The following is a 22,667-nucleotide window of genomic DNA, read 5'->3' as shown; positions in this document are numbered from 1 at the left end:
TTCGTTTGTGGTCGGGGGAACTTTCAAAAAGGAGTGAAAACATGAACAAAGTACTGAACTGGACAGCAACACTCGGATTGACGACAGCGTTACTCGTCTCGTCCGTCCCGATGGCAAGCGCGGTCGTGGCAGAAGAAACACCGGTATCATCAATCGAGGCACGAGTGAACGCACAACTCGAGGCGATGACGCTTGAACAGAAACTCGGACAGATGATCATGCCAGACTTCCGACTTTGGAACGGGGCGAACCATACGGCACTCGCGCCAGATGTAGCACGGGTCATCGACCGGTTCGACCTTGGAGGCGTCATCTTGTTCGCGGAAAACGTGACCGAGACCGAACAGACGACGAAACTCGTCCACGACCTGCAAGAAGTCGTCAAGCAAGACGACAGCAACGACATTCCGCTCTTCATCACGATCGACCAAGAAGGCGGGATCGTGACCCGGCTCGGGACCGGCACGAACTTACCGGGGAACATGGCGCTTGGGGCGACGCGGAGCAGCCAATACGCGTATGATGCGGGGAACATCATCGGGTCAGAGTTGAATGCGCTCGGGGTGAACGTCAACTTCGGTCCGGTCTTAGACGTCAACAACAACCCGGCCAACCCGGTCATCGGGGTCCGCTCGTTCTCGAGTGATCCGGAACTCGTCGGTGAACTCGGCTCGGCGATGACGCAAGGGATTCAAGACCAAGGCGTTGCCGCGACGGCGAAACATTTCCCGGGACACGGCGACACGGCCGTCGACTCGCACTACGGCTTGCCGATCGTCGATAAGTCACTCGAAGACTTGCGCGGGCTCGAGCTGTTGCCGTTCAAGCGGGCCATCACGGAAGGCATCGATATGATCATGACGGCCCATATCGGGATGCCACAAATCGAGGATGAGGTCGTCAACTCACCGCGCGGCACGTTCCCGCTCCCGGCGACGCTCTCTGACGACGTCATCACCGGCGTCTTGCGTGACGAGATGGGCTATGACGGCATCGTCATCACGGACGCCCTCAACATGAAGGCGATCACGGACAACTTCACCGAAGCCGAGGCGGTCATCAAGACGTTTGAGGCGGGCGTCGATATCGCCCTCATGCCAACGATTTTACGGTCGAACGCGGACGTCGTGAAACTTGAGACGATCTTTGAAGACGTCATGGCGGCTGTCGAGAGCGGCCGTTTGCCAGAAGCGAAGATCGATGAAGCGGTCGAACGGATCTTGAAGCTGAAAGCGGAACGCGGCATCTGGAGCGAGTCAATGGATACGACGACGCTCGAGGCGAAACTCGAGGAAGCAAAGGCGGTCGTCGGTAGTGCCGAGCATAAAGCGACAGAACGTGAGATTGCCGAAGCGGCCGTCACGCTCGTGAAGAACGACGACAAGACACTTCCGTTCAAACCGAAAAAAGGGGAGACGGTACTCGTCATCTCGCCAGCAAAAGATCAGACCGACAGCATGGTCAAGACGATCAAATCGCTTAAAAAGAACGCGGGCAACATGAAGCAAGTGAACGTCATCACGGCGAACTATACGGCGTCGACACCGCACCTTGACCAAAACCCAGATTTAAAACAAAAAGTCGAGGCGGCCGACTACATCATCGTCGGCTCGAACGTCAACAACAGCGCCAAGCTGAAATCGATCTCGGCCGATAATTACGTACCGGCAGAAGTGTTCCGCTATGCCAACGAGACGGGCAAGAAATCGGTGTTGCTCAGCCTTCGTAACCCGTACGATGTGGCCGTCCAACCGGATGCGCCGGCCCAGCTGCTCATCTATGGCTTTAAAGGTGACCCGAACGGACCGGACTCTGAAGCAGGTAACGCCAAGTCGGCTGGACCAAACCTCCCGGCTGGCATCCGCGCCATCTTCGGTGAAGTCAAACCAGGAGGCAAGCTCCCGGTCGACGTCCCAACGTTTGAGAACGGTATGTTCGGTGACGAACTCCACTTCGAATTCGGTGACGGCTTCAAAAACTGGAATAAATGAAAACAGCGAGCGCCCTTGAGGGTGCTCGCTGTTTTTAGTTTTAGTTTACGCCTCGAAGTAACTGACGACAAGGAGTCCAGGACCTGTGTGCGCGCCAATCGCCGAACCGACGATCGTCTTCGTCACGCTGGCCGGATTCATCTGTTCAAGCAGTAGTGCTTCCAACTGATCGGCTTTGGCCGGGTCGTCCCCGTGGCCGATAAAGATATGATGTCCTTCGATGAGCGGTTTTGACTCGGTCATCCACTCGACGATGCGCCGCATCATTTTTTTATGACCGCGAATCTTTTCGATCGGGACGAGCTTACCGTCTCGGACAGTGAGAAGCGGTAAAATCGTCAACAAGTCCCCGATGAACGCGCTTGCTCTCGAGACGCGGCCACCGCGCATCAAGTACTCGAGCGATTCGACGGTGAACAAGTGGCGGATCTTCCCGACGAGCGACTCGGCGTAGGCGATCGTCTCCTCGTACGTATGGTCTTGGCCGTATTCGGCGACCGTTCGGACGAACAACCCTTGACCGACCGAGGCGGTCCGCGTGTCGAGAATATGGAACGTGCTGTTCGGGTATTCTTCTTTAAGCAAGTTCCCGACCATGACTGCCGTCTGATATGTACCGGACAGTTCGCCCGAGAAGGCGAGGTAAAGGAACGGGATCTCAGACTCGAGATGTTGACGGAAACAGCGCTCAATCCGGGCCGCCTCGATTTGGAACGTCTTCGGCGTCTTGCCGACACGCATCGCGTCATATACTTCTTTCGGCTGAATCGTCTCTCCGTCTAAAAACTCTTCGTTGTCGATGATGACCCCGAGCGGTAACATCTCGAGGCCGTATTCGACGATCTGGTCTTGCGTCAAATCAGCACCGGTATCGGTTATGATTTTGAACATGGTTGGATCACTCCTCTAGTAGTTGGTGTTCAATGTCGCGGATCGGTTCGTTTCGTTGCCACATGCGGTCGAGCTGAACGACGAGCGTCGCTTGTTCGTCCGCGTCGAGCGTTGCCGGGACGAGTCGGCTCGTCTCCCCGAGCACGTCATAGGCGCGGCGGAGCACATCCTCGACGGTGAGCGGGATGTGAAGCAAGTCTTCGAGCGACGCCATCGTCTCCGGGACGATGGCCGGGTACGTGAATCGTGTCGCTTCGCCTTGGATGGCACGGTCGTAAAAGTCACGGATGAGTGCGGCACGAGTGCTTCCGCTCTTGCGGACGCTCAAATAAATTTGGACGGCGACACCGCCACGGACGCGTCGCTGCGAGATGCCGGCGAACTTTTTACCGTCAATCGATAGATCGAAGCTACCCGGGCAGTACGAACCGACGATTTCGCCAGGCACGATTTTGTCCGTCACGTCTTTGAACATATGTTGAATGAGCGACGTCATCGCCTCATAGCCGCTATCGATTTGAATGCCGTCATTCTCGGGTAGAATAAGAGATAGGTTCAATACATCTTCGTCGAGGACGACCGCAAGTCCTCCTGAGTTACGGATGACGGGACGATAGCCATGTTCGTGCAACAGTCGAATCCCGTCGCGCAGATGAGGCAGCCGCGCGTCTTGAATCCCGAGCACGACTGTGTTCAGATGGACCCAGGCCCGAAAGACGGCGCCTTGGTGTTTCGTCGACGCGCACAGCGTATCGTCCGTCGCGAATGATTGCTCGGCTTGAAACGCCGCACCGAGCGATGATTGGTCGATCAGGCGGTAGGTCGGTTGCCGTAAAAGTGGATGGATCATATGCATAATTCCTTTTCAAAAAATAATGTCTTCCTCATTATAGCATGGAGGGAACGACTCGGAAGAAGTCGAATCAGTACAATACATAAAACGCAGGGGGCACCAACATGTACACATCACGAGGCCAGCTATCTGGGTCAAAAGTGTTTAAAGACCCGGTCCATCGCTATATATACGTCTACGATCATCTCATTTGGGAGTTGATCAACACGAAAGAGTTTCAACGGTTACGTCGGATCAAGCAGCTCGGGACGTCGTTTTTGACGTTCCATGGGGCTGAACACACCCGATTCCACCATTCGCTCGGCGTCTATGAGATTGCCCGGCAGTTGATCGACCAGTTCCGCGACTATCCGGAATGGGACGACCGCAACCGGGAGCTGTTGCTCGCGGCGGCACTGTTGCACGACGTCGGGCACGGCCCGTTCTCGCACGCGTTCGAGCACGTCTTCTCGGTCCGCCATGAAATCTGGACGGAACGGATCATCTTAGGGGACACGGAAGTGAATAAAGTCCTCTCCGAGATGGGCGTCGGGTTCCCGGAAGAAGTCGCGGCCATCATCAACAAGACGCATCCGAACCGGCTGATCGTCAATATGCTCAGCTCACAGCTCGACGTCGACCGGATGGACTATTTACTTCGCGACGCCCATTTCGCCGGCGTCAGTTACGGGAAATTCGACCTCGAGCGGATGCTGCGCGTGTTGCGGCCGGACGAAGATCAAATCGTCGTCAAACAGTCGGGGATGCATACGATCGAAGACTATATCATGCGGCGCTATCAAATGTATTGGCAAGTCTATCTGCATCCGGCGACGCGTTCGAGTGACTTGCTATTAAAAGCCGTGCTCGAGCGGGCCCAAGAGCTGTATGAGTCGGGCTATGTGTTTGAGATGACACCGAAGCACTTCTTGCCGATCTTCAACCATGACGAGATGACTCTCGAGCACTATTTGAAGCTCGACGAGACGATCGTCTACTTCTATTTTCAAGAATGGATGGACGAGGCAGACCCGATTTTGGCCGATCTGGCGAGCCGTTTCGTCAATCGTCGCCTGTTAAAGTACAAAAATTTCCCGGAAGCGAACCGCGTCCGCTATATGGACCGGTTACGGTCGACGATGGAAGCGATCGGGTTGCCGACGCGCTATTATTTGCTCGAGGACCAGCTCAGCCAGCTGCCATATGATCTATATAAAGGGCACGGTACGTACGAAGGGATTTACCTGCAGATGAACGACGGCGACCGTCGCGAAATTTCAGAGGTGTCGATGCTCGTCCAATCGATTTTGAATTCGCGACAGTCGGACGAGAAAATCTATTACCCTGAGGACGTGCTGTTGAACTTGAAAGACCACGCCTCAGAAAAATCATGGATGTTGTCAACGTTACGCGGCGATTGAATCGCTTGAAAAGGATGTGACACCATGGGGATTGGGACGCTCATCGGCGGAATCGGCATCTTTTTGTTAGGGATGATGCTGTTGACCGATACGTTGAAAAGCTTGGCCGGGGAAAGACTGCGAGAGCGGTTGAACCGCATGGCGGAAGGACCGGTGGCAGGGGCGTTTCTCGGTGCGACGATGACGGCGTTGTTCCAGTCCTCGACCGTGACGACGCTCATGACGATCAGTTTCGTCAGCGCAGGGCTGTTGACGTTCACGCAGGCGCTCACGCTCGTCATCGGGGCGAACGCTGGTAGTGCGACGACGGGATGGATCGTAGCGCTCCTCGGCTACAACGTCGACATTCGGGAGCTCTTACTGCCGCTCATCGGCGTCGGGATGGCGCTCCGCTTGATCGGACGACGGGTCAAGCGGATTGGGATGTTGCTCGTCAGTCTCGGACTTGTTTTTGTCGGCATCGGAACACTCCAAGAAGCGATGCGGGAAGTCGTCACGTTCTCGTTTTCGGGCTGGGACACCGACACACCGCTTCATCAATTAGCCTTGCTCGGCACGGGCCTGTTCATGACCGTCGTCTTGCAATCGTCGAGTATCGGTCTCGTCTTGACGATGACGGCGCTCGCGACCGACACGGTGACGCTCGCGCAGGCTGCATTCCTCGTACTCGGGCAGAGTGCCGGAACGAGTCTCGTCGTCGCGCTCGGCTCGCTCGGAGGATGGAAATCAGCGCGGCGCATCGTGCTCGGACACGTACTCGTTCACAGTTCGATTTTGTTGATTGGCTGGCTGACGTTCCCGCTTTTGTTTGGTGTCGTCAATCGCGTGGCCGACTGGTTGAATTGGAATGAGCTATTGCGGCTCGCGTTGTTCCATACGTCGTTTCACTTGCTTGGCGTGTTGACGTTTCTGCCGTTTCACGAAGCGTTCAGCCGGCGGTTGCTCAAATGGGTGCCGAGTCGGTCTGAAAAGCTGATCCGTTTCCTCGACCCGAACATGTCGCGGATTCCGACGGTCGCACTCGAGGCGGCAAGACGTTCGTTGATTGAAATCGAGCGCTATCTCGGAAACGAGACGAAACTGTTATTGACGGAAGCGCGCAAGCGGGAGGACGAGTTGCAGCTCGTCGAGAAGACGCTCGGTGACGTCCGGGTATTTTTGAGCACGATTCAATTGGAAGAAGGGCAGGGCCGCAACGACTACGGACAACACTTGTCACTGCTCCATACGATCGACCATTTGGAGCGCTGGCTGTTCGTCCTGCGCGAAGTCGATCCCGTCGACGCCCTCCGCGACACCGACTTTTTAGTCGCACGTCAGCTCGTCTTGCACGAGCTCGAGCTTGTCGATGCCCTCAACCATCACACGCCGCCGGAAGATTCGAAACAATGGAAGACGGCGTCGAAGCAGCTCGCCGAGTACCGGAAAGCGCATCGGGCCGAGATGTTAGAGGAGACGGCGGCGAACCAGCTTGAAATGGAGCAGACGATTCGCAAAGTTCAAGCGCTCCTTTGGCTCGACCGGCTTGGTTATCACGTCTGGCGGGCGACGCGACACTTGATCAAGCCGACCGTTCCGAGCGAGCGGTTCGAAGTGAACTTAGAAGACTGAAAAAACACCCGCGCGTCCAACTGGATGCGCGGGTGTCTGGCGTTATTTTTTGTCGGCGTGCATGACACCGGCTTGACCGTAGTTCGTCGCGTCCATCTCTTCGATGAAGACGGTGATGTTTTCTTTCGGTGCGTTCGTCGTCTCTGAGACGGCGTCCGTCACTTTCTCAATCAAGGCACGTTTCTGTTCAACAGTACGGCCCGGGAGCATTTTTACGGTAACGTATGGCATATTATTTCCTCCTTTTCTAGTTCTCTTCTATTTTAGAGAATCACTAGTCGAGAGGAAAGCGAAAAATCAATGGAATGCAGCCTCGATGATGTGAGGCGCACTCGATTTCGACAAGTTTTTGTGCACGACGCGCTCTGGTTTCGTCCGTAACTCGTCACGGAACGAGTTGGACAGCTCGGCTTCTCCGATGACGACAAGCGCTTCCCAGTCGTGTGCACCTTTCATCTGTTCGACGGTTTGGGCGAGGTCACGGTAGAACCGACCGAGATTTTCGGCAAGTCGACGATCGAATTTATCGACTTGCGAGCTGCTCGACGCCATACGGTCACCCGAAGCCGTCCCTTCAAACCGAACCCACTCCTCGGTCTCAGGGTCGAACGCGAATTCGAACGTCGCATCGATGTGCCCGAGTGAGGTGTCGAGTACCGTCACGTGGTCGAGGTTCGTCAAAATAATACCGGTGGACGGAAATTTTTGTTGTAACGCCTCGAGTGGTTCAAGTACTGGCTTCGTTTCCCAGTGGAACGACGTCTCGACATCGTGTTGAAGGTAGTATGTTTCAAATAAATCGTTTTCTTCCGAAGCAAAAATGATTAGGCTTCGCGCCAAGTCGTTCCGGTGTTTGCCGAGTTCCTGATCGACTTGCTTACGTACTTTTTTGAAGTTCTTCAGTTGCGTCTCGTCACCGGACGCCTCTAAATATTCACCGATTCGCTTCAAGCCGTTCTTCAAGTGGATTGACCAGTCGCCTTGTTGGTTAGGTCCTGTATTAAGGTAGACCGATAGCACACACTTGTCCTTGCATTCAATCTGACGCAATTGTTTCAAGTCGCTTGCTAATCCCATCTTAATTCCTCCCTAAAGTAAACGTTCTCTTAACCTGTTTCCTACTTGGTTAGGACTCAAACACCGAATACGATGGGAAAATATGAAAAAGTAGGTGCGAAACGAGATGAATCCGGGTAAGTAACAAGACAGACTAGTAGCGGGAGGAACAATCGCATGAAATGGAAAGGCAGACAGACGAGTCGGAATGTCGAAGACCGACGGGGGCGAAGTGTTGGGGGGAAAGGGATTGCGGGAATCGGCGGCGGTTTGGGCCTCATTTTAGTCATCGTCTTCACGCTTTTGAATGGGGGTAACCCGGGAGACATCGTCAACAATATCGGAATTGGTGAGCCGCAGTCTTCCGAGACGTATCAAGGCTCGGCACGGGAAGAAGAGATGGCGGACTTTGTCTCGGTCGTCCTACGGGACACCGAAGAAGTGTGGACCGACATCTTTGCCGAGAACGGGTTGACGTATCGGGAACCGACGCTCGTCCTCTACTCAGGACAAGTCGAGTCGGCATGTGGGATCGCTGGCTCTGCGGTCGGACCGTTTTATTGCCCGGGTGATCAGAAACTGTACATCGATTTGAGTTTCTATGACGAACTCAGTCAGCGCTTCAACGCGCCGGGCGACTTCGCGATGGCGTACGTCGTCGCCCATGAGGTCGGACACCACGTGCAGACGTTGCTCGGCACGACCGACGAGATCATGCCGCTGCGAAACGAGATGAGCGAGACCGAGTTCAACACGTATTTGGTACGGTTCGAACTTCAAGCCGACTACTATGCCGGTGTTTGGGCACATCACGCCCAAGGCATGGGCTATTTAGAGGCGGGTGATGTCGAAGAGGCGATGAACGCGGCGCACCAAATCGGTGACGATACGCTACAAAAACAAGCACGCGGCTACGTCACGCCGGACTCGTTCACGCACGGGACGTCGGAACAACGGAAACGGTGGTTTGATAAAGGTTTTCAAAATGGAACAATCCAAGGTGGCGACACGTTCAATACGAAAAACTTATAAGTCTCACCTGCAGGTTGAGCGCGAGCTCAGCCTTTTTCGTGTCCAAGTTGGAATGTAGGGAAAGAATCCGCTATCATTAAATACAGCAACTAGTAGCAGGAAGGGGATGACCTGATGGAATCCTTACTGAAAAAAATCGAGCTCGCCCAAGGCGAGATGACGTCCGTCGAAAAGAAGATCGCGGACTACATCTTGACCCATTCGACGCTCGTCCCGAATATGACGACGAAAGAACTCGCCCAAAAGACCGACGTGTCAGAAGCGAGCATCGTCCGCTTCGCGCGTGTCGTCGGGATCGACAGCTTCAAATCGTTCAAGCTCGCCCTCGTCAAAGACTTGGCGATCACAGAGACGATGCTGACCGACTTTAACGTCCTCCAACAGAAGGATACCCCGTACGACTCGTTCCAAAAAGTCATCCACGTGAACAAGATGGCCATCGAGGCATGTGCCGAGGCGATGGACAAACGCGAACTCGAACACGCGATCGATACGTTCGCTCGCGCGAACCGGGTCATCTTCTACGGAGTCGGCGGGTCATCGACGGCCGCCTATGACGCGCAGTACAAGTTCACGAAACTCGGCTACGCCGCTCTGACGTCGCAAGACTTTCACTACATGCTGTCGCTCATCCCGCATCTCGGGCCGACCGACGTCTTCGTCGCGATCAGCACGTCGGGCCGGACGAAAGACGTGCTCGAGCTCGTCCGGTTCGCCAAGAAAAAAGGCGTCACCGTTGTCGCCATCACCGACCTCGACAAGTCGCCGCTTTACCGCGAGGCGGACGTCCGTCTGTGCACACCGACTGTCGAACGAGATTACCGAATCGCGAGCATCGCCTCACGGATGACACAATTGACGATTATCGACACGCTCTACATGGGTCTGTTGCACCGAAAAGGCGAAGGGCTGATCGATCGTTACGCCGAGGCGCGCGACGAGATGGTGAAGCTGCGCCGATGATTCGCCGATATGAAGCGTCAGACCGCGAACGAGTGGCAGCTTTCCTCATGACACAACAAGCGTTCGCCGCATTGAACGCTCAGACGCTCGAAGTGTTCCGCGATGAGAATTTGGCTGACTTCGAGGAGACAGGTACGGTCAGCCTCGTCGTGGAGGACGACGGGGCGATCGTGGCGATGGCGGATTTGTTGAGGCGTCACCCGATCGACGGCTCACTTTGGCTCGGCCTGCTCCTCGTCGACGAACAACTTCACGGCACCGGTCTCGCCCAGAAGGTATACGATCAACTCGAGCGGGACCACATGCGTCCGTTCCAGACGACGTTCCGGCTCGGTGTGCTCCCGACGAACGTGCGGGCCCGTCGTTTTTGGGAGCGGCAAGGCTACGTGTATGAGCAAGACTCGGTCACGGGGGATGGTGTCCACGTCCATGTGTTGAAAAAAGACATCGAATGAAGCGAACTCGGTCCTCAAACGGCCGAGTTTTTTTGTTGGCACTCGAGTTGAGTGTTTATGAAATTATAATTCTTTATTTTTTTAAATAAATTTGACTTTTAATTTCAAATTAGTACAATAAAACTAGAGAGAAGAAAGGATGGTGGCGATGTTAGACAAATTGGCTACGGAACGACGGAACGAACGGACGATGCGCCTAGACGACATGACGGTTGAGGAACTGCTCGGCGTGATGAATGAAGAGGACCAGTCGGTGCCTCACGTGATCAAGCAACAGCTTCCGGTCATCGCACAAGTCGTAGAACGAACGATCACATCGTTTAAACGAGGCGGACGCTTGATCTATATCGGTGCGGGGACGAGTGGACGACTCGGTATTTTAGATGCGGCAGAATGTGTCCCGACGTTCGGCGTGGCAGCGGACATGGTCGTCGGCTTGATTGCCGGGGGTGAACGCGCGCTCGTGAAGGCGGTCGAGGGAGCAGAAGATAGCATGGATTTGGCAATCAACGATTTGAAAGCGCTTCACTTGAGTCCGGACGATACGGTCGTCGGCATCGCCGCGAGCGGCAGGACTCCGTATGTCATCGGCGGACTCGATTACGCGCGTGAAGTCGGTGCGACGACGGCGGCGCTATCCTGCAACAAAGGTTCGAAAATCAGCGACCACGCCGAGTTCAAAATCGAAGTCGAGACGGGACCGGAAGTATTGACCGGATCGACGCGCTTGAAGGCGGGGACGGCCCAGAAACTCGTCCTCAACATGATTTCGACGGCGTCGATGATTGGAGTGGGCAAAGTGTATCAAAACTTGATGGTCGACGTGCAGCCGACGAACGAGAAATTGGAAGTTCGGGCCAAACGGATGATTGCGGAAGCGACAGGGGTCGACGAACAGACGGCCGCGCGTTATTTCGCTTCATCGAACGGCCACGTCAAGACGGCGATCGTCATGATTTTAGCCGACGTCTCTTATGCGGAGGCAGTCGAACGATTACAGCGCGCGAACGGATTCGTCCGCGACGCGATTTAAGGGGGATTACGAGATGAAGAAAGAAGAGGTGTTGGCGCAAGCCATACTCGAGCACGTCGGTGGAAAAGAGAACATCCGCCAACTCGCGCACTGTATGACACGCCTCCGGTTGGCGTTGAAAGACCCAACGAAAGTGAACATCGAGGCGTTGAAAAAAATCGACGGCGTCATGGGCGTCATCGATGACGAGACGCTGCAAATCGTCGTCGGACCGGGGACGGTCAACCGTGTCGCGGATCACTTGAGCCGTGAGACGGGGCTCGCCATCGGGGAAGAGGCAGTCGATGCGAACTTGACGCCTGACGAGCGGGCGGCCATCGAGCGTCAAAAAGTGAAAGATAAACAGAAGTCACCGTTCAAACGTTTCTTGCGTCGCTTAGGGAATATCTTCATCCCGCTCATCCCGGGACTTGTCGCTTCAGGGATCATCAACGGGGCAGCAAACTTTGCCGTCAACGCTGGTGTCGACCGGACCGAGACGTGGATGCAAATTCTGCTTGTGCTCGGGAGCACGGTCTTCGCCTATCTCGCCATCCTCGTCGGGTGGAATACGGCGAAAGAGTTCGGGGGGACGCCGGTGCTCGGAGCGATTGCCGGGGGGATTTTGTTCAACCCGTTACTCGCCGACATCGTCATCTATGGGGAAGCACTCGTCGTCGGAAGGGGTGGACTGTTCGGTGTCATCTTTGCCGCTTGGCTCATGACGTATATCGAAAAACACGTCCGCCGCTTCATGCCGGTCTCGATTGATATTATCTTTACGCCGCTGCTTACGGTGCTCGTCGTCGGCTTCACGGCGCTCTATGCGATCATGCCGGTCGCGGGCGTGTTGTCAGACGGCATCATGCAAGGACTGAATGCCGTGCTTGAAATCGGCGGACCGGTCGCAGGGGCCGTCCTCGCTGGCTTCTTCTTGCCGCTCGTCATGGTCGGCTTGCATCATGGTTTGACGCCGATTCACCTTGAGTTACTGAACACCGTTGGCAACACGGCGCTCTTGCCGATCCTTGCGATGGCAGGAGCGGGACAAGTCGGGGCCGCGCTTGCGATTTTCGTGAAGACGCGCAACCAACGTCTCCGCAACATCATCAAAGGGGCGATCCCGGTCGGATTCCTCGGCATCGGCGAACCGCTTCTTTATGGGGTCACGCTTCCGCTCGGTCGTCCGTTCTTGACGGCTTGTATGGGAGCCGCGGTCGGCGGTGCGTTCCAAGCGTCGATGCAGACGGCAGCGCTCGGGATCGGGGTCTCGGGTCTCTCGCTCACACCGCTCATCGACAATGGGATGTACTTGACGTATATTGGGGGTCTCGTCATCTCGTATACGGCTGGCTTCATCTTCACGTATTTCTTCGGTTTCAAAGAAGAGATGGCGGATGGTATTTAACAACCAAGGTGGCTCTTTCGAGTCACCTTTTTGAATAGGGAGGGCTGTTTTATATGAGAGGATTATCTGTTTACTTGAGCGAACCGCTGACAGAAGCGTTCACGGTGTGGATGAAACGCATGCGTGAGATCGGTTTCACGTCACTGTTCACATCGCTACATATCCCGGAAGACGATCCATCGGTCTACACGGAGCGGTTGCGTCGACTCGGCACGCTCGCTCGACAGCATGACATGGAACTGTTCGCCGATATCGCCCCGACTTCGCTCGCCGCGCTCGGGAAGACGTGGGACGACGCCCATACGCTCATCGACTGGGGCGTGACCGGCCTCCGCGTCGATTACGGGGTGACCCCGAAACAGGTCGCCGATTTGTCGAAACGGATGACCGTCGCCTTGAACGCGAGCACGTTGACTGCTGAAGAGCTCGACGAGATGAAACGGGAAGGGCTCATGACAGACAATGTCGAAGCATGGCACAACTTCTACCCGCGGCCAGAGACCGGGCTCGACCGGCAATGGTTTGACGAAAAAAATGACTGGCTGAAACGACAAGGGTTGAGCGTGCAGGCGTTCATCCCGGGAGATGGGACGCTCCGCGGACCGCTATACGAACGACTGCCGACGCTTGAAGACCACCGGCAGCTGTCGACGTTCGCCGCTTATTTAGAGTTGACGGGGAGCGTCGACCGCATTTTGATTGGGGACCCGGGACTAGCGGATGCGACGGTCGAACAGTTCGCGTCATACGCGGACGGGATGCTCGTCCTCCGGGCCGAGGCGTATACGACGGTCGAGGCGGCGCTCTACCGCGTCCAGACGAATCGGATGGACCCGGCGCGCGACGTCATCCGTTCCGTCGAATCACGGGCGTATAGTCGCCCCGGGGACCGCTTGCTCGAACCGGTTGCGGCGAAACAGCGACCGCTCGGCACGATCACGATTGACAACATGGATTACGGGCGCTATGCTGGCGAAATGCAAGTGACGAAGACAGACCTTCAGGCCGACAAGCGGGTCAACGTGCTCGGACGTGTCATCGAAGCGGATCGTCCGCTCCTTCGTTCGGTTGGACCCGGCACGAAGTTTCGAATCGAGTGGGGCTGACGTTCGCGATTGCCACGTTCCCTCGTCTTTGTGTACAGTAGAGGGGGAGGGAATGCCATGAAAGATATCAACTTTAATATTATCGCTGACGATGCGACGGACGGCCACGGCGGTTTTGGGGTCGGATCGCTCAGTTTGAACAATATGTCGCCCGTCATCATCGACGTCGAGGCAGGTACGGCAGTGATCGACATGGGTGCGATGCACGCCAAGTCGGCGATCGAGAAGCGGATCAAGTTTTTGACCGACCCGGAAGCGGTGCCGAACGGTAAACCGTATTGGATTGTCTGGGTGACGGTCGGACGCAAGCCGGAAGGGTTTTACTACGGCGGGATTGCGGCTTGTGACATGTCGATTGACTTGGAGGCGCGTCGCGGGTATAAATTGCTCCCGTATCACGTCAACCAAATGGACAAATCGCTCAAAGGACGGATCCTCATCGATATGATGGATGCGCCGTCACGGAGCGTGCTCGCGGAGTTTCTGCAACAGCACCGTCCGGAGATTTGGGACCAGTCGACCGAACTTCATACTGAACTCGCGCGTCTCGCTGCCGAGTAAAAAGATTGGACCGTCACGGTCTCCAATCTTTTTTGTTTTCTTTTGAAGCAACTTGGGAAAATGACCGTGTTATGGCGTGTGTTTCAAGCGGAATTGTAAGAAAATTTAGCATTATGCTATACTAAACGCACTGTGTAAAAAAGAAAGGGTGACACGATGAGTGAAACTAAGAAAATTTTGATTGGCCTCGCCTTAGGGGTCATCGTCGGTCTCGGGCTCGCCGGCCTATCCGGTAACGTCTACGACGTGATCAATACGTACATACTATCCCCAGTTGGGACAGTGTTTTTGAACTTGATTAAAATGTTAGTCGTCCCGATCGTCTTCTTCTCGATCATTCTCGGTGTCATGGGCCTAGGTGACCCGAAAGAGCTCGGGCGCGTCGGGTCGAAGGCGCTTCTATTCTTCTTGACGACGACAGCGCTCGCTATCGTACTCGCGATGGGTGTCGCGTCGGTCATCAAGCCAGGTGAACGCGGCAACTTCGAAACAGCCAATCTAGCATTTGAATCGACAACGACAGAAGAATCGTCGAACATCGTCCAGACGTTCGTCAATATGATTCCGACGAACCCGATTCAAGCGCTCGCTGAAGGGAACATGCTACAGATTATCGTCTTCGCGGCGTTGATCGGGTTTGCGATGATCGCCCTCGGCGAACGTGCCAAGACGTGGCGTCGCTTCGTGAAACAAGGGGACCGCATCATGATGCATCTCATTCACTTGGTCATGAAGCTCGCCCCATACGGTGCCTTCGCGTTGATCGCCTCGGCCATCGGCGGTATCGGGTTTGATGCTGTCGCAGCGATGGCATGGTACATGTTTGCCGTCGTCTTGACGTTGTTCTTACATGCGACCATCGTCTACGGCGGAGCGCTCATCTTGCTTGGCAAGATGAGTCCGGTCTTCTTCTTTAAAAACTTCTATGAAGCGATCACGCTCGCGTTCTCAACGTCGTCTTCAAACGCGACGCTTCCGGTGTCGATGGAACTCGCCCAAACGAAGCTCGGCGTCCCACGTTCGATCTCGTCATTCGTCCAGCCGCTCGGCGCGACAGTCAACATGGACGGAACGGCCATCATGCAAGGGGTCGCGACAATCTTCATCGCCCAAGTGTTCGCCGCTGATTTGACGATCACCGAGCTCGTGACGGTCGTCATCACGGCAGTGCTCGCCTCAATCGGGACGGCTGGTGTGCCGGGTGTCGGGCTCATCATGCTCGCACTCGTCTTACAGTCGGTCAACTTGCCGGTCGAAGGGATCGCCCTCATCATCGGGGTCGACCGTATCCTCGACATGCTCCGTACGTCCGTCAACATCACGGGTGACGCGACATGTGCGGTCGTTGTAGCGAAGCTTGAAGAGAAACACCTTCCACCTGTCGACGAAGACGCGTGGGATGAAGTCGAAGCGAAATAAAACAAAGGCTGACCTCGCGGGGTCAGCCTTTTGAAATGGGGTTTGAATGATGGAATGGGAACTGCTCCCGATCCCGCTGTTTGTCGTCATCAGCATCGTCTTAAACAGTGCCGTCGCCGTCGCTGGCGTGTTGCCGAGCGCGTTTTTGACGGCGCTGAACGTAAACATTCTCGGTTTCGGTCTCGGCGTCACTGTCTCAATCATCGGTGAGGCGGTCGGAGCGGTCATCAGTTTCGTACTGTACCGACGTGCGCTACAAACGTATACGTCACCGAACGGAAAGCGCTTCAAGCGTCTCCGCGAAGCGAGCGGGGTTGAGGCGTGGTTCCTCGTCCTCGGGATGCGACTCATGCCGTTCGTCCCGTCCGGACTCGTCACGTTATCGGCCGCGTTCAGCCGGATGACGCTCCCGTCGTTCGCCGCGGCGAGCACGATTGGGAAAATCCCGGCGCTCCTTATCGAGGCGCTAACGGTCACGGCCGTGATGCGTGTTGCGACCGGTTGGCAATTCGTGCTGATCGCGCTACTCTTGCTCATCTATCTCCTCTGGCGTACGTTTCAAAGAAGCGGCGAGAAGATATGACAGAGCGCCTCGATGAACCGTTTGCCGTTCGATTTTTTTCGGAGCATCGACCAGTCGACGAGAGTCGACTCGTCGAAGTCTTTCAAAAACGCGTCATGCAGTTGACCGATTGATGACGTCTCGAACTGGGCGATCGTCATCTCGTGATTCAAATACATGCTGCGGAAATCAAAGTTAGCCGTCCCAACGAGCGCAATCTTGCCGTCGATGAGGACGGTTTTTGCATGGATGAAATGGCGATTGTATTTATAAATGCGGATGTTACGTTTCAGCAGCTGCTCGAAATAATATTCGGTCGCATGGAAACTGAACCATTCGTCGCCTTGTCCTGGGACGACGATGCGAACGTCGATGCCGCTCTTACCCGCGACTTCTAGCACGGCGAGCAGTTCGGGCGGCGGAATCAAGTAAGGGGTCGTGATCCAGATCGATTCTTTCGCTTCCATCAACAGACGCATCAGCCCGTCCCGGATCGTGACGTCCTTACCGGGAGACGTCACGAGTAGTTGTGTCGCCCCGTTCGCGTCTTGCGGTTCGTTAATGAAATATTCTGGAAGGTGTTTAGCGTCGGCGAACAAGTCCCACGTCTCGCTATCTTCTTCGTGTCCGGCATAAAGCCAATTCTCGATGAACAGACGCTGAAGCTCCCGGACGAGCGGTCCTTCGACACGCAAATGCGTATCTCGCCAAAAACCGAGCTTCTTATGTCTGCCGAGATATTCATCGCCGACATTAAGCCCACCGGTGTAGGCGATTCGTCCGTCGAGCACGATGAGTTTTTGATGGTTTCGGAAGTTGGCGTTAAAGACGAGCAGCGGATGTACGACCGGATCGAACGCTTCGACGTGCACCCGCGACTCGCGGAGAGGCTCTAGGAAATCTTCACTGATCTCTTGGCTGCCTAGACCGTCATAAAGAAAGCGGACGGTGATGTTTTCATTGGATCTTTTGATTAAGGCGTCGCGAATTTTCAGGGAGATCTCATCGGTCCGGAACAAATAATATTGGACGTGGATATGGTGCGTCGCTTGCTCGATATCTTTGAGCACGGCGTCGTACTTTTCATCTCCGTTGACGAGCAGTTTCGTCGCCGTATGGCCGTCGGCACCGGTCGCACCCATTTTCTCGAGCGCTCTCGTGAGAGGGAATCGGTCGGATACGTCATTCGTCGTCTCGACGCGGTCGGCTTCGATCGCTTGCCGGAACATCCGAATCTCAGACGAAGTTCGTTTGATCCGGCGATGGCGTTTCGGTGTCCGGCCGAATAGCACCCAGGCGAGGGCGCCGAGAAACGGGATGAATAAGACGGTGAGCAGCCAGGCGAGCTTCGCTTGCGGCTGAACTTGGTCAAACAAAATATTCCAACCGACGATGAGCGGCGCGAGGATGCCGACACCGATCAAAAACGGGATCAATCCATCGATCGAGTAAAGCGATAGCAGAAGGAAGATGCCGAGGACGAACATTCCGATTAGTTGTAAGACACGTCGTTTCAAAAGGTACACCTTCTTTCTGTTCAGTTGTCATCATTAAATTGATTCCACCAATCAGACAGTTTTAATCTAATTAAGCGAGAATTCTCCCACCTCTAAGCGTCTGGGGCGAAGCCCAGCGTAGGTGGGAGATGAATCGCTTGCGAAGCAAATAAGTGGTGAGTAGTTCACTCTAAAAAGACGTTTGATTGGATAAGCCAAGGGAATAAACCGTATTATACGGCAGAACTTTCAAAAAGGGGTGTGTTTGATGAAAAGAAAAGGTACATTGGCCGCGTCGCTTCTCGCGACAGGCATCATTCTCGGCGCTTGCGGGGGAGCGGACGAGGAACCGATGAACAACGATGACACGGAAATGCAAGAAGACGATATGAATGAAGATACAGAAGAAGATGACTATTGAAACAAAGGCCTAGAGCACGCGCTCTAGGCCTTGTTTTCATAGCGCGTATGGAGACGGTTTTCCGAAGAAATAACCTTGGGCGAGATCATAACCGAGTTCGCGACAGACGTCGACCTCTTCGGCGCGTTCGATCCCTTCGGCGAGGATGGTGATACCCATCGAGCGCGTCAATTGACGCACATTCTTCAAGAACGTACGTTTCTCGGCATCTTGGTCACAGAACGAAATATACGACCGATCGATTTTGACGTAATCGGGCTCGAGCCGCTGTAACATATCGAGCGTCGAGAAGCCGGCGCCGACATCGTCGAGCGCGACTTTCATGCCGCGTTTCTTATATGTGGCGAACACGTGCTGCAAATGAGCGACGTCCTGGACTTGCTCCGTCTCGACGACTTCAAAGATGAAGCGGTCGGCACTGAGCCCGTAGTGGTCGATGACTTCGAACGTGTGTTGCAGGCAGTAGTCAGGATTGTAGATCGTCGACGGCAAGAAGTTGATGAACGTCTTCTCGTGAGGTGCGACGGCGTGATACGTCGCTTTGATCGCCTCGGACCGGGCGCGTTGGTCGAGCTTCGAATGAAGTCCGAACCGGTTGGCGGCGCGGAACAGCTCCCCAGGCGAGATATTGTTCGGGCTGCGAAGGAGCGCCTCGTAACCGAACCGCTCACCTGTGTCGAGATGGATGATCGGTTGCAGGTGACTCTCGAACTCCCCGTGTTGGATCAGCTCGATCGTGTCACGGTTGGCGATCTGTTCGAGCAAATCGACTGCTGGTAGAATCGGCGTTTGCTGTTTCGTGGCAGGGTTGACACAATATACATTGTCCTCGACCGAAGATAGTTTAGTCTTGAGTTCATCAAATGATTCGTATGGCTGAGGTTGGTCGTTGACGACCAACAAGCCCCGTTCAAAGAGCGGGATTGTCGTGGAGCAGGCCACGCAAGGAGACCACATAGGATCCCTCCTTTACTGTTATAAAATACATCTATATCCAGTTTATCGGCTAAACCACATGGAAAAATCACACATCTGGACGAATAAATAAAAAAATCGTGCAAAATGCGGACAGTTTTTGTATACTTCCTATCGTATGAATAAGAAGCGCCTCAAAACGCCACTCGCATACGAACAACTTTTTGAACAGAAAGGGGTTCTATCGATGGACCAAAAATTAAAGTTATGGTTTACGGAGCACCAGACAGAAGATTACGGGATCACGTTCCGGGTTAACCACGTTTATGAGAGCGAACAAACGGAGTTTCAACGACTAGAGATGGTCGAAACGGACGAGTTCGGTACAATGTTGTTGCTTGACGGAATGGTCATGACGACGGATAAAGACGAATTCGTCTATCACGAGATGGTGGCGCACGTGCCACTGTTCACGCACCCTAACCCGAAACACGTTCTCGTGGTCGGCGGCGGCGACGGTGGAGTTATCCGTGAGATTATGAAACACCCAACAGTCGAGAAAGCGGTTCTTGTCGACATCGACGGGAAAGTGATCGAATATTCGAAGAAATACTTGCCAAATATTGCGGGTGAGCTTGACAATCCGCGCGTCGAAGTCATCGTCGGCGACGGCTTCATGCACATCGCGAAATCTGAAAACGAGTACGACGTCATCATGGTCGATTCGACTGAACCGGTCGGACCGGCAGCGAACTTGTTCACGAAAGGGTTCTATGCGGGAATCTCGAAAGCACTCAAAGACGATGGAATTTTTGTCGCGCAGTCGGATAACCCGTGGTTCACACCAGAACTCATCCAAACGGTACAGCGTGACGTGAAAGAGATCTTCCCAATCACGAAGCTGTACACAGCCAACGTACCGACGTATCCGAGCGGCTTATGGACGTTCACGATCGGCTCGAAGAAGTACGACCCGCTTCAAGTACCGGCTGAGCGGTTCCACGACATCGAGACGAAATACTATACGCCAGCGCTTCACTCGGCGGCGTTCGTACTTCCTAAATTCGTGGAGGACTTGACGAAATGATCAAACGATTCGATGAAGCCTACTCAGGAAAAGTGTTTATCGCGAGCCTGCCGGAAGTGACGGATGCGAAGACGGTCCTTTACGGCATGCCGATGGACTGGACGGTCAGTTTCCGTCCGGGCTCACGTTTCGGTCCGAACCGCATCCGTGAAGTGTCGATCGGACTTGAAGAATACAGCCCGTACCTTGACGGGGACTTGAACGAAGCGGCCGTCTATGACGCAGGGGACATCCCGCTTCCGTTCGGCAACGCCCAAAAATCGCTCGACATGATCGAGTCGTTCGTCAAAGACGTCATCAAGGAAGGAAAGTTCCCGCTCGGTATGGGCGGCGAACACCTCGTCACGTGGCCGGTCATCAAAGCGATGCATGACGCGTACGGGGCCGACTTCGTCATCTTGCACATCGACGCGCACACCGACCTTCGTGACGATTACGAAGGCGAGCCGCTCTCGCACTCGACACCGCTCAAAAAAGCGGCCAACTTGATTGGACCGTCGAACTGCTACTCGTTCGGGATTCGTTCGGGGATGAAAGAAGAGTTCGACTGGGCAAAAGAAGTCGGCTACAACTTGTACAAATATGAAGTACTCGAACCGCTCAAGCGCGTCTTGCCGACGCTCGCCGGCAAAAAAGTGTACGTCACAATCGACATCGACGTCCTTGACCCGTCGGCAGCACCGGGAACCGGCACGCAAGAGATCGGCGGCATCACGACGAAAGAGTTGCTCGAGTCGGTCCATGCCATCGCCAATGCTGACCTTGATATCATCGGTGCCGACCTCGTCGAAGTGTCACCGGCGTATGATCAGTCAGACATGACGGCGATTGCCGCCGCGAAGATCCTTCGCGAGATGATGATCGGATTCGTGAAGTAACGATGAAAAAAAAAGGTCAGCTCGAGATGGAACTGAGCGCCCGGATCACCCAATGGGAGAAAGAGTATCTCGGGCGCGGTTCATTAACGTGTAAGAGTGACCTGCTCCGCGATTTGGCCATCGTGACGCTGCAAGGCGTCTTGACCCCGGCCGAGTATGAACTCGCCGCGAAGTCGAGTGGTCGCGATCAGTTAAAGAAATACCGCAACAACCTAGTCGAATCCGGCCGGGTCCAACTCGAGACAATCATTCATGACGTACTCGGGAGACGGCTCGTGTCGCTCCATACGGACATCAGCACGAAGACAGGCGAACGCCTCATCGTCTTTCGGTTGGATGCACCGTGGGACGATGTGATTGACAAGGCGTAACGACATTTTTACACTAGAAGCAGAGACGCGTCAGGATTGGTGGAGAATGCCTACGGGAACTTTCCACCGCCGTCCTGAAACGGAGCTGTCAAAAACTACCCCGACAGTTGTCGGCTAGACGGAACGACCGTGTTCGAGCCGTCGGCATGCAGCGCACACCTTTCTTTGGTGTGCGCTTTTGTCGTCTAGGAGGAAACAATGGAACTATTGACGTTTTTATTGACGAGCGCCCCGGTGCTCCTGTTCGTGACGGGCGTGATTGCCGCCCTCGGAAAGTCGAATTTAAGAATCCCCGAATCGCTCAGTGTGACGCTCAACATTTATCTGCTGCTCGCCATCGGGTTAAAAGGCGGCATGGGACTCGCCGCTGTCTCGCTTGACGAGCTTGCGGCACCGCTCGCCGTGACGCTCGTCCTCGGGATGGTTTTACCGCTCGTCGCTTTTGGACTCGGTCGTCTGCTCAAGTTCAGCTTTCACGAACGGATCGCCATGGCGGCGACGTTCGGTTCGGTCTCGCTTGTGACGTATGTCGCTGCGACCGCCCAGCTCGAGCGGCTCGGTATCAGCTATGAACCGTTCATGACGACGCTCGTCGTCGTCCTCGAGATTCCCGGTCTCGTCGTCGCGCTCTTACTGTACAACCAGACGCGTGTGCTCGGCATCACGGCCGCCCCGAGCCAGTCGTTCACCGTCATCCGGGACAGTATGCTCTCAAAGAGCATCCTCTTGCTCATCGCCGGCCTTGTCGTCGGATTCGTCACGCCGGACACGTCGGCGCTGACACCATTCTTCGTCGACTTGTTCCCGGGCGTCTTACTCTTATTCTTACTGAGCCTTGGGGTCAAGGTCGGCCATCAGCTGAAAGACGTCCCGGCCTACGGCATGAAGTTTTTAATTGTCGGGACGATGTTCCCGCTCATCGGGGCCATTGTCGGCTACTTTGCAGCCGGACTGGCCGGTTTGTCTGACGGGGGTACGATCTTGCTCATGACGCTCGCTGCGAGCGGCTCTTACATCGCGGCGCCGGCGATGCTCCAGGCGTCCGTCCCGGAAGCCGAGCCGTCGTTTTATTTGACGCTCGCCCTCGCCGTCACGTTCCCGTTCAATTTGCTCGTCGGTATCCCGCTGTTCATCACGATCGTCACATGACAAAAGCGCCGTCTCATCGAGAGACGGCGC

23 protein-coding genes are annotated in these 22,667 nt (G+C 55.0%); 17 read left to right on the top strand and 6 right to left on the bottom strand.

The genetic code is table 11. The features are described from left to right. The first annotated feature begins 41 nt into the window (after positions 1 to 41). A complete protein-coding gene (locus tag EVJ28_RS08370; protein ID WP_131488665.1) occupies positions 42 to 1,991 on the top strand; it encodes a glycoside hydrolase family 3 protein in 1,950 nt (649 codons plus the stop codon). Positions 1,992 to 2,036: 45 nt separating this feature from the next. Here EVJ28_RS08370 and EVJ28_RS08365 read toward each other — a convergent pair whose 3' ends face one another. Further along, complete coding sequence (locus EVJ28_RS08365; RefSeq protein ID WP_131468475.1) at positions 2,037 to 2,882, bottom strand: DegV family protein; 846 nt, start codon at positions 2,880 to 2,882, stop codon at positions 2,037 to 2,039. Positions 2,883 to 2,889: 7 nt separating this feature from the next. Next, positions 2,890 to 3,732 carry a lipoate--protein ligase family protein gene (locus tag EVJ28_RS08360; protein ID WP_131488663.1) on the bottom strand — a complete coding sequence of 281 codons (843 nt, stop codon included), beginning with the start codon at positions 3,730 to 3,732 and terminating at the stop codon, positions 2,890 to 2,892. Positions 3,733 to 3,839: 107 nt separating this feature from the next. Between EVJ28_RS08360 and EVJ28_RS08355 the strand changes: the two genes are divergently transcribed. Then, on the top strand, positions 3,840 to 5,135 hold the full coding sequence (locus tag EVJ28_RS08355; RefSeq protein ID WP_131488661.1) for an HD domain-containing protein: 1,296 nt from the start codon (positions 3,840 to 3,842) through the stop codon (positions 5,133 to 5,135). A 24-nt stretch (positions 5,136 to 5,159) separates the two neighbouring features. Next, positions 5,160 to 6,746: a Na/Pi cotransporter family protein gene (locus EVJ28_RS08350; protein ID WP_131488659.1), complete on the top strand. Its 1,587-nt coding sequence runs from the start codon at positions 5,160 to 5,162 to the stop codon at positions 6,744 to 6,746. 42 nt (positions 6,747 to 6,788) lie between these two features. Here EVJ28_RS08350 and EVJ28_RS08345 read toward each other — a convergent pair whose 3' ends face one another. Both EVJ28_RS08345 and EVJ28_RS08340 read right to left on the bottom strand, forming a co-directional pair. After that, positions 6,789 to 6,977: a 2-hydroxymuconate tautomerase gene (locus EVJ28_RS08345; RefSeq protein ID WP_070328254.1), complete on the bottom strand. Its 189-nt coding sequence runs from the start codon at positions 6,975 to 6,977 to the stop codon at positions 6,789 to 6,791. A 66-nt stretch (positions 6,978 to 7,043) separates the two neighbouring features. Beyond that, entirely contained in the window at positions 7,044 to 7,823 is a 780-nt protein-coding gene (locus tag EVJ28_RS08340) for a VLRF1 family aeRF1-type release factor (protein WP_070328253.1), read from the bottom strand. Positions 7,824 to 7,979: 156 nt separating this feature from the next. On the opposite strand from EVJ28_RS08340, the gene ypfJ reads away from it, so the two are divergent. The 9 genes from ypfJ (at position 7,980) to EVJ28_RS08295 (ending at position 16,341) form a co-directional block, all read left to right on the top strand. Next, positions 7,980 to 8,834: a KPN_02809 family neutral zinc metallopeptidase gene (gene ypfJ / locus EVJ28_RS08335; RefSeq protein WP_131488657.1), complete on the top strand. Its 855-nt coding sequence runs from the start codon at positions 7,980 to 7,982 to the stop codon at positions 8,832 to 8,834. 114 nt (positions 8,835 to 8,948) lie between these two features. Next, a complete protein-coding gene (locus EVJ28_RS08330; protein WP_070328251.1) occupies positions 8,949 to 9,797 on the top strand; it encodes a MurR/RpiR family transcriptional regulator in 849 nt (282 codons plus the stop codon). Further along, positions 9,794 to 10,252 (top strand): GNAT family N-acetyltransferase, encoded by a 459-nt coding sequence (locus EVJ28_RS08325; protein ID WP_131468483.1) that lies wholly within the window; start codon positions 9,794 to 9,796, stop codon positions 10,250 to 10,252. Before EVJ28_RS08330 ends, EVJ28_RS08325 begins: the two co-directional genes overlap by 4 nt. Before the next feature lie 139 nt (positions 10,253 to 10,391). Beyond that, positions 10,392 to 11,285 carry an N-acetylmuramic acid 6-phosphate etherase gene (murQ, locus tag EVJ28_RS08320; RefSeq protein ID WP_131488655.1) on the top strand — a complete coding sequence of 298 codons (894 nt, stop codon included), beginning with the start codon at positions 10,392 to 10,394 and terminating at the stop codon, positions 11,283 to 11,285. A 13-nt stretch (positions 11,286 to 11,298) separates the two neighbouring features. After that, on the top strand, positions 11,299 to 12,672 hold the full coding sequence (locus tag EVJ28_RS08315) for a PTS transporter subunit EIIC (protein WP_131457760.1): 1,374 nt from the start codon (positions 11,299 to 11,301) through the stop codon (positions 12,670 to 12,672). A 53-nt stretch (positions 12,673 to 12,725) separates the two neighbouring features. Then, positions 12,726 to 13,778 (top strand): DUF871 domain-containing protein, encoded by a 1,053-nt coding sequence (locus EVJ28_RS08310; protein WP_131457759.1) that lies wholly within the window; start codon positions 12,726 to 12,728, stop codon positions 13,776 to 13,778. A gap of 57 nt (positions 13,779 to 13,835) precedes the next feature. Further along, a complete protein-coding gene (locus EVJ28_RS08305; protein ID WP_070328246.1) occupies positions 13,836 to 14,339 on the top strand; it encodes a YwhD family protein in 504 nt (167 codons plus the stop codon). 156 nt (positions 14,340 to 14,495) lie between these two features. Beyond that, positions 14,496 to 15,758 (top strand): dicarboxylate/amino acid:cation symporter, encoded by a 1,263-nt coding sequence (locus EVJ28_RS08300; protein WP_131457758.1) that lies wholly within the window; start codon positions 14,496 to 14,498, stop codon positions 15,756 to 15,758. A 49-nt stretch (positions 15,759 to 15,807) separates the two neighbouring features. Continuing rightward, on the top strand, positions 15,808 to 16,341 hold the full coding sequence (locus EVJ28_RS08295; protein ID WP_236634096.1) for a TVP38/TMEM64 family protein: 534 nt from the start codon (positions 15,808 to 15,810) through the stop codon (positions 16,339 to 16,341). Here the strand turns inward: EVJ28_RS08295 and cls are convergent. After that, on the bottom strand, positions 16,317 to 17,846 hold the full coding sequence (gene cls / locus EVJ28_RS08290; protein ID WP_131457756.1) for a cardiolipin synthase: 1,530 nt from the start codon (positions 17,844 to 17,846) through the stop codon (positions 16,317 to 16,319). The two genes, EVJ28_RS08295 and cls, sit on opposite strands and share 25 nt — an antisense overlap. A 238-nt stretch (positions 17,847 to 18,084) precedes the next feature. Here cls and EVJ28_RS14110 point away from each other — a divergent pair, with 238 nt between their 5' ends. Further along, positions 18,085 to 18,237: a hypothetical protein gene (locus tag EVJ28_RS14110; RefSeq protein ID WP_161566971.1), complete on the top strand. Its 153-nt coding sequence runs from the start codon at positions 18,085 to 18,087 to the stop codon at positions 18,235 to 18,237. A 36-nt stretch (positions 18,238 to 18,273) separates the two neighbouring features. Here the strand turns inward: EVJ28_RS14110 and EVJ28_RS08285 are convergent, their stop codons facing one another. After that, complete coding sequence (locus tag EVJ28_RS08285; protein ID WP_201738335.1) at positions 18,274 to 19,194, bottom strand: EAL domain-containing protein; 921 nt, start codon at positions 19,192 to 19,194, stop codon at positions 18,274 to 18,276. Positions 19,195 to 19,399: 205 nt separating this feature from the next. Here EVJ28_RS08285 and speE point away from each other — a divergent pair, with 205 nt between their 5' ends. The 4 genes from speE to EVJ28_RS08265 all read left to right on the top strand — a co-directional run bounded on the left by speE (position 19,400) and on the right by EVJ28_RS08265 (position 22,637). Beyond that, complete coding sequence (gene speE / locus EVJ28_RS08280; protein ID WP_070328241.1) at positions 19,400 to 20,239, top strand: spermidine synthase; 840 nt, start codon at positions 19,400 to 19,402, stop codon at positions 20,237 to 20,239. Further along, complete coding sequence (gene speB / locus EVJ28_RS08275; protein WP_131457755.1) at positions 20,236 to 21,117, top strand: agmatinase; 882 nt, start codon at positions 20,236 to 20,238, stop codon at positions 21,115 to 21,117. Before speE ends, speB begins: the two co-directional genes overlap by 4 nt. A 2-nt stretch (positions 21,118 to 21,119) precedes the next feature. Further along, positions 21,120 to 21,488: a Na-translocating system protein MpsC family protein gene (locus EVJ28_RS08270; RefSeq protein WP_131457754.1), complete on the top strand. Its 369-nt coding sequence runs from the start codon at positions 21,120 to 21,122 to the stop codon at positions 21,486 to 21,488. 198 nt (positions 21,489 to 21,686) lie between these two features. After that, complete coding sequence (locus EVJ28_RS08265) at positions 21,687 to 22,637, top strand: sodium-dependent bicarbonate transport family permease (protein WP_131457753.1); 951 nt, start codon at positions 21,687 to 21,689, stop codon at positions 22,635 to 22,637. The last annotated feature ends 30 nt before the right edge of the window (positions 22,638 to 22,667 follow it).

Source organism: Exiguobacterium sp. SH3S3, assembly GCF_004337115.1.
Classification (GTDB): domain Bacteria; phylum Bacillota; class Bacilli; order Exiguobacteriales; family Exiguobacteriaceae; genus Exiguobacterium; species Exiguobacterium aurantiacum_A.
Note: the sequence above shows the minus strand (reverse complement) of the source record. Positions and strands in the feature narration are given on the sequence as shown.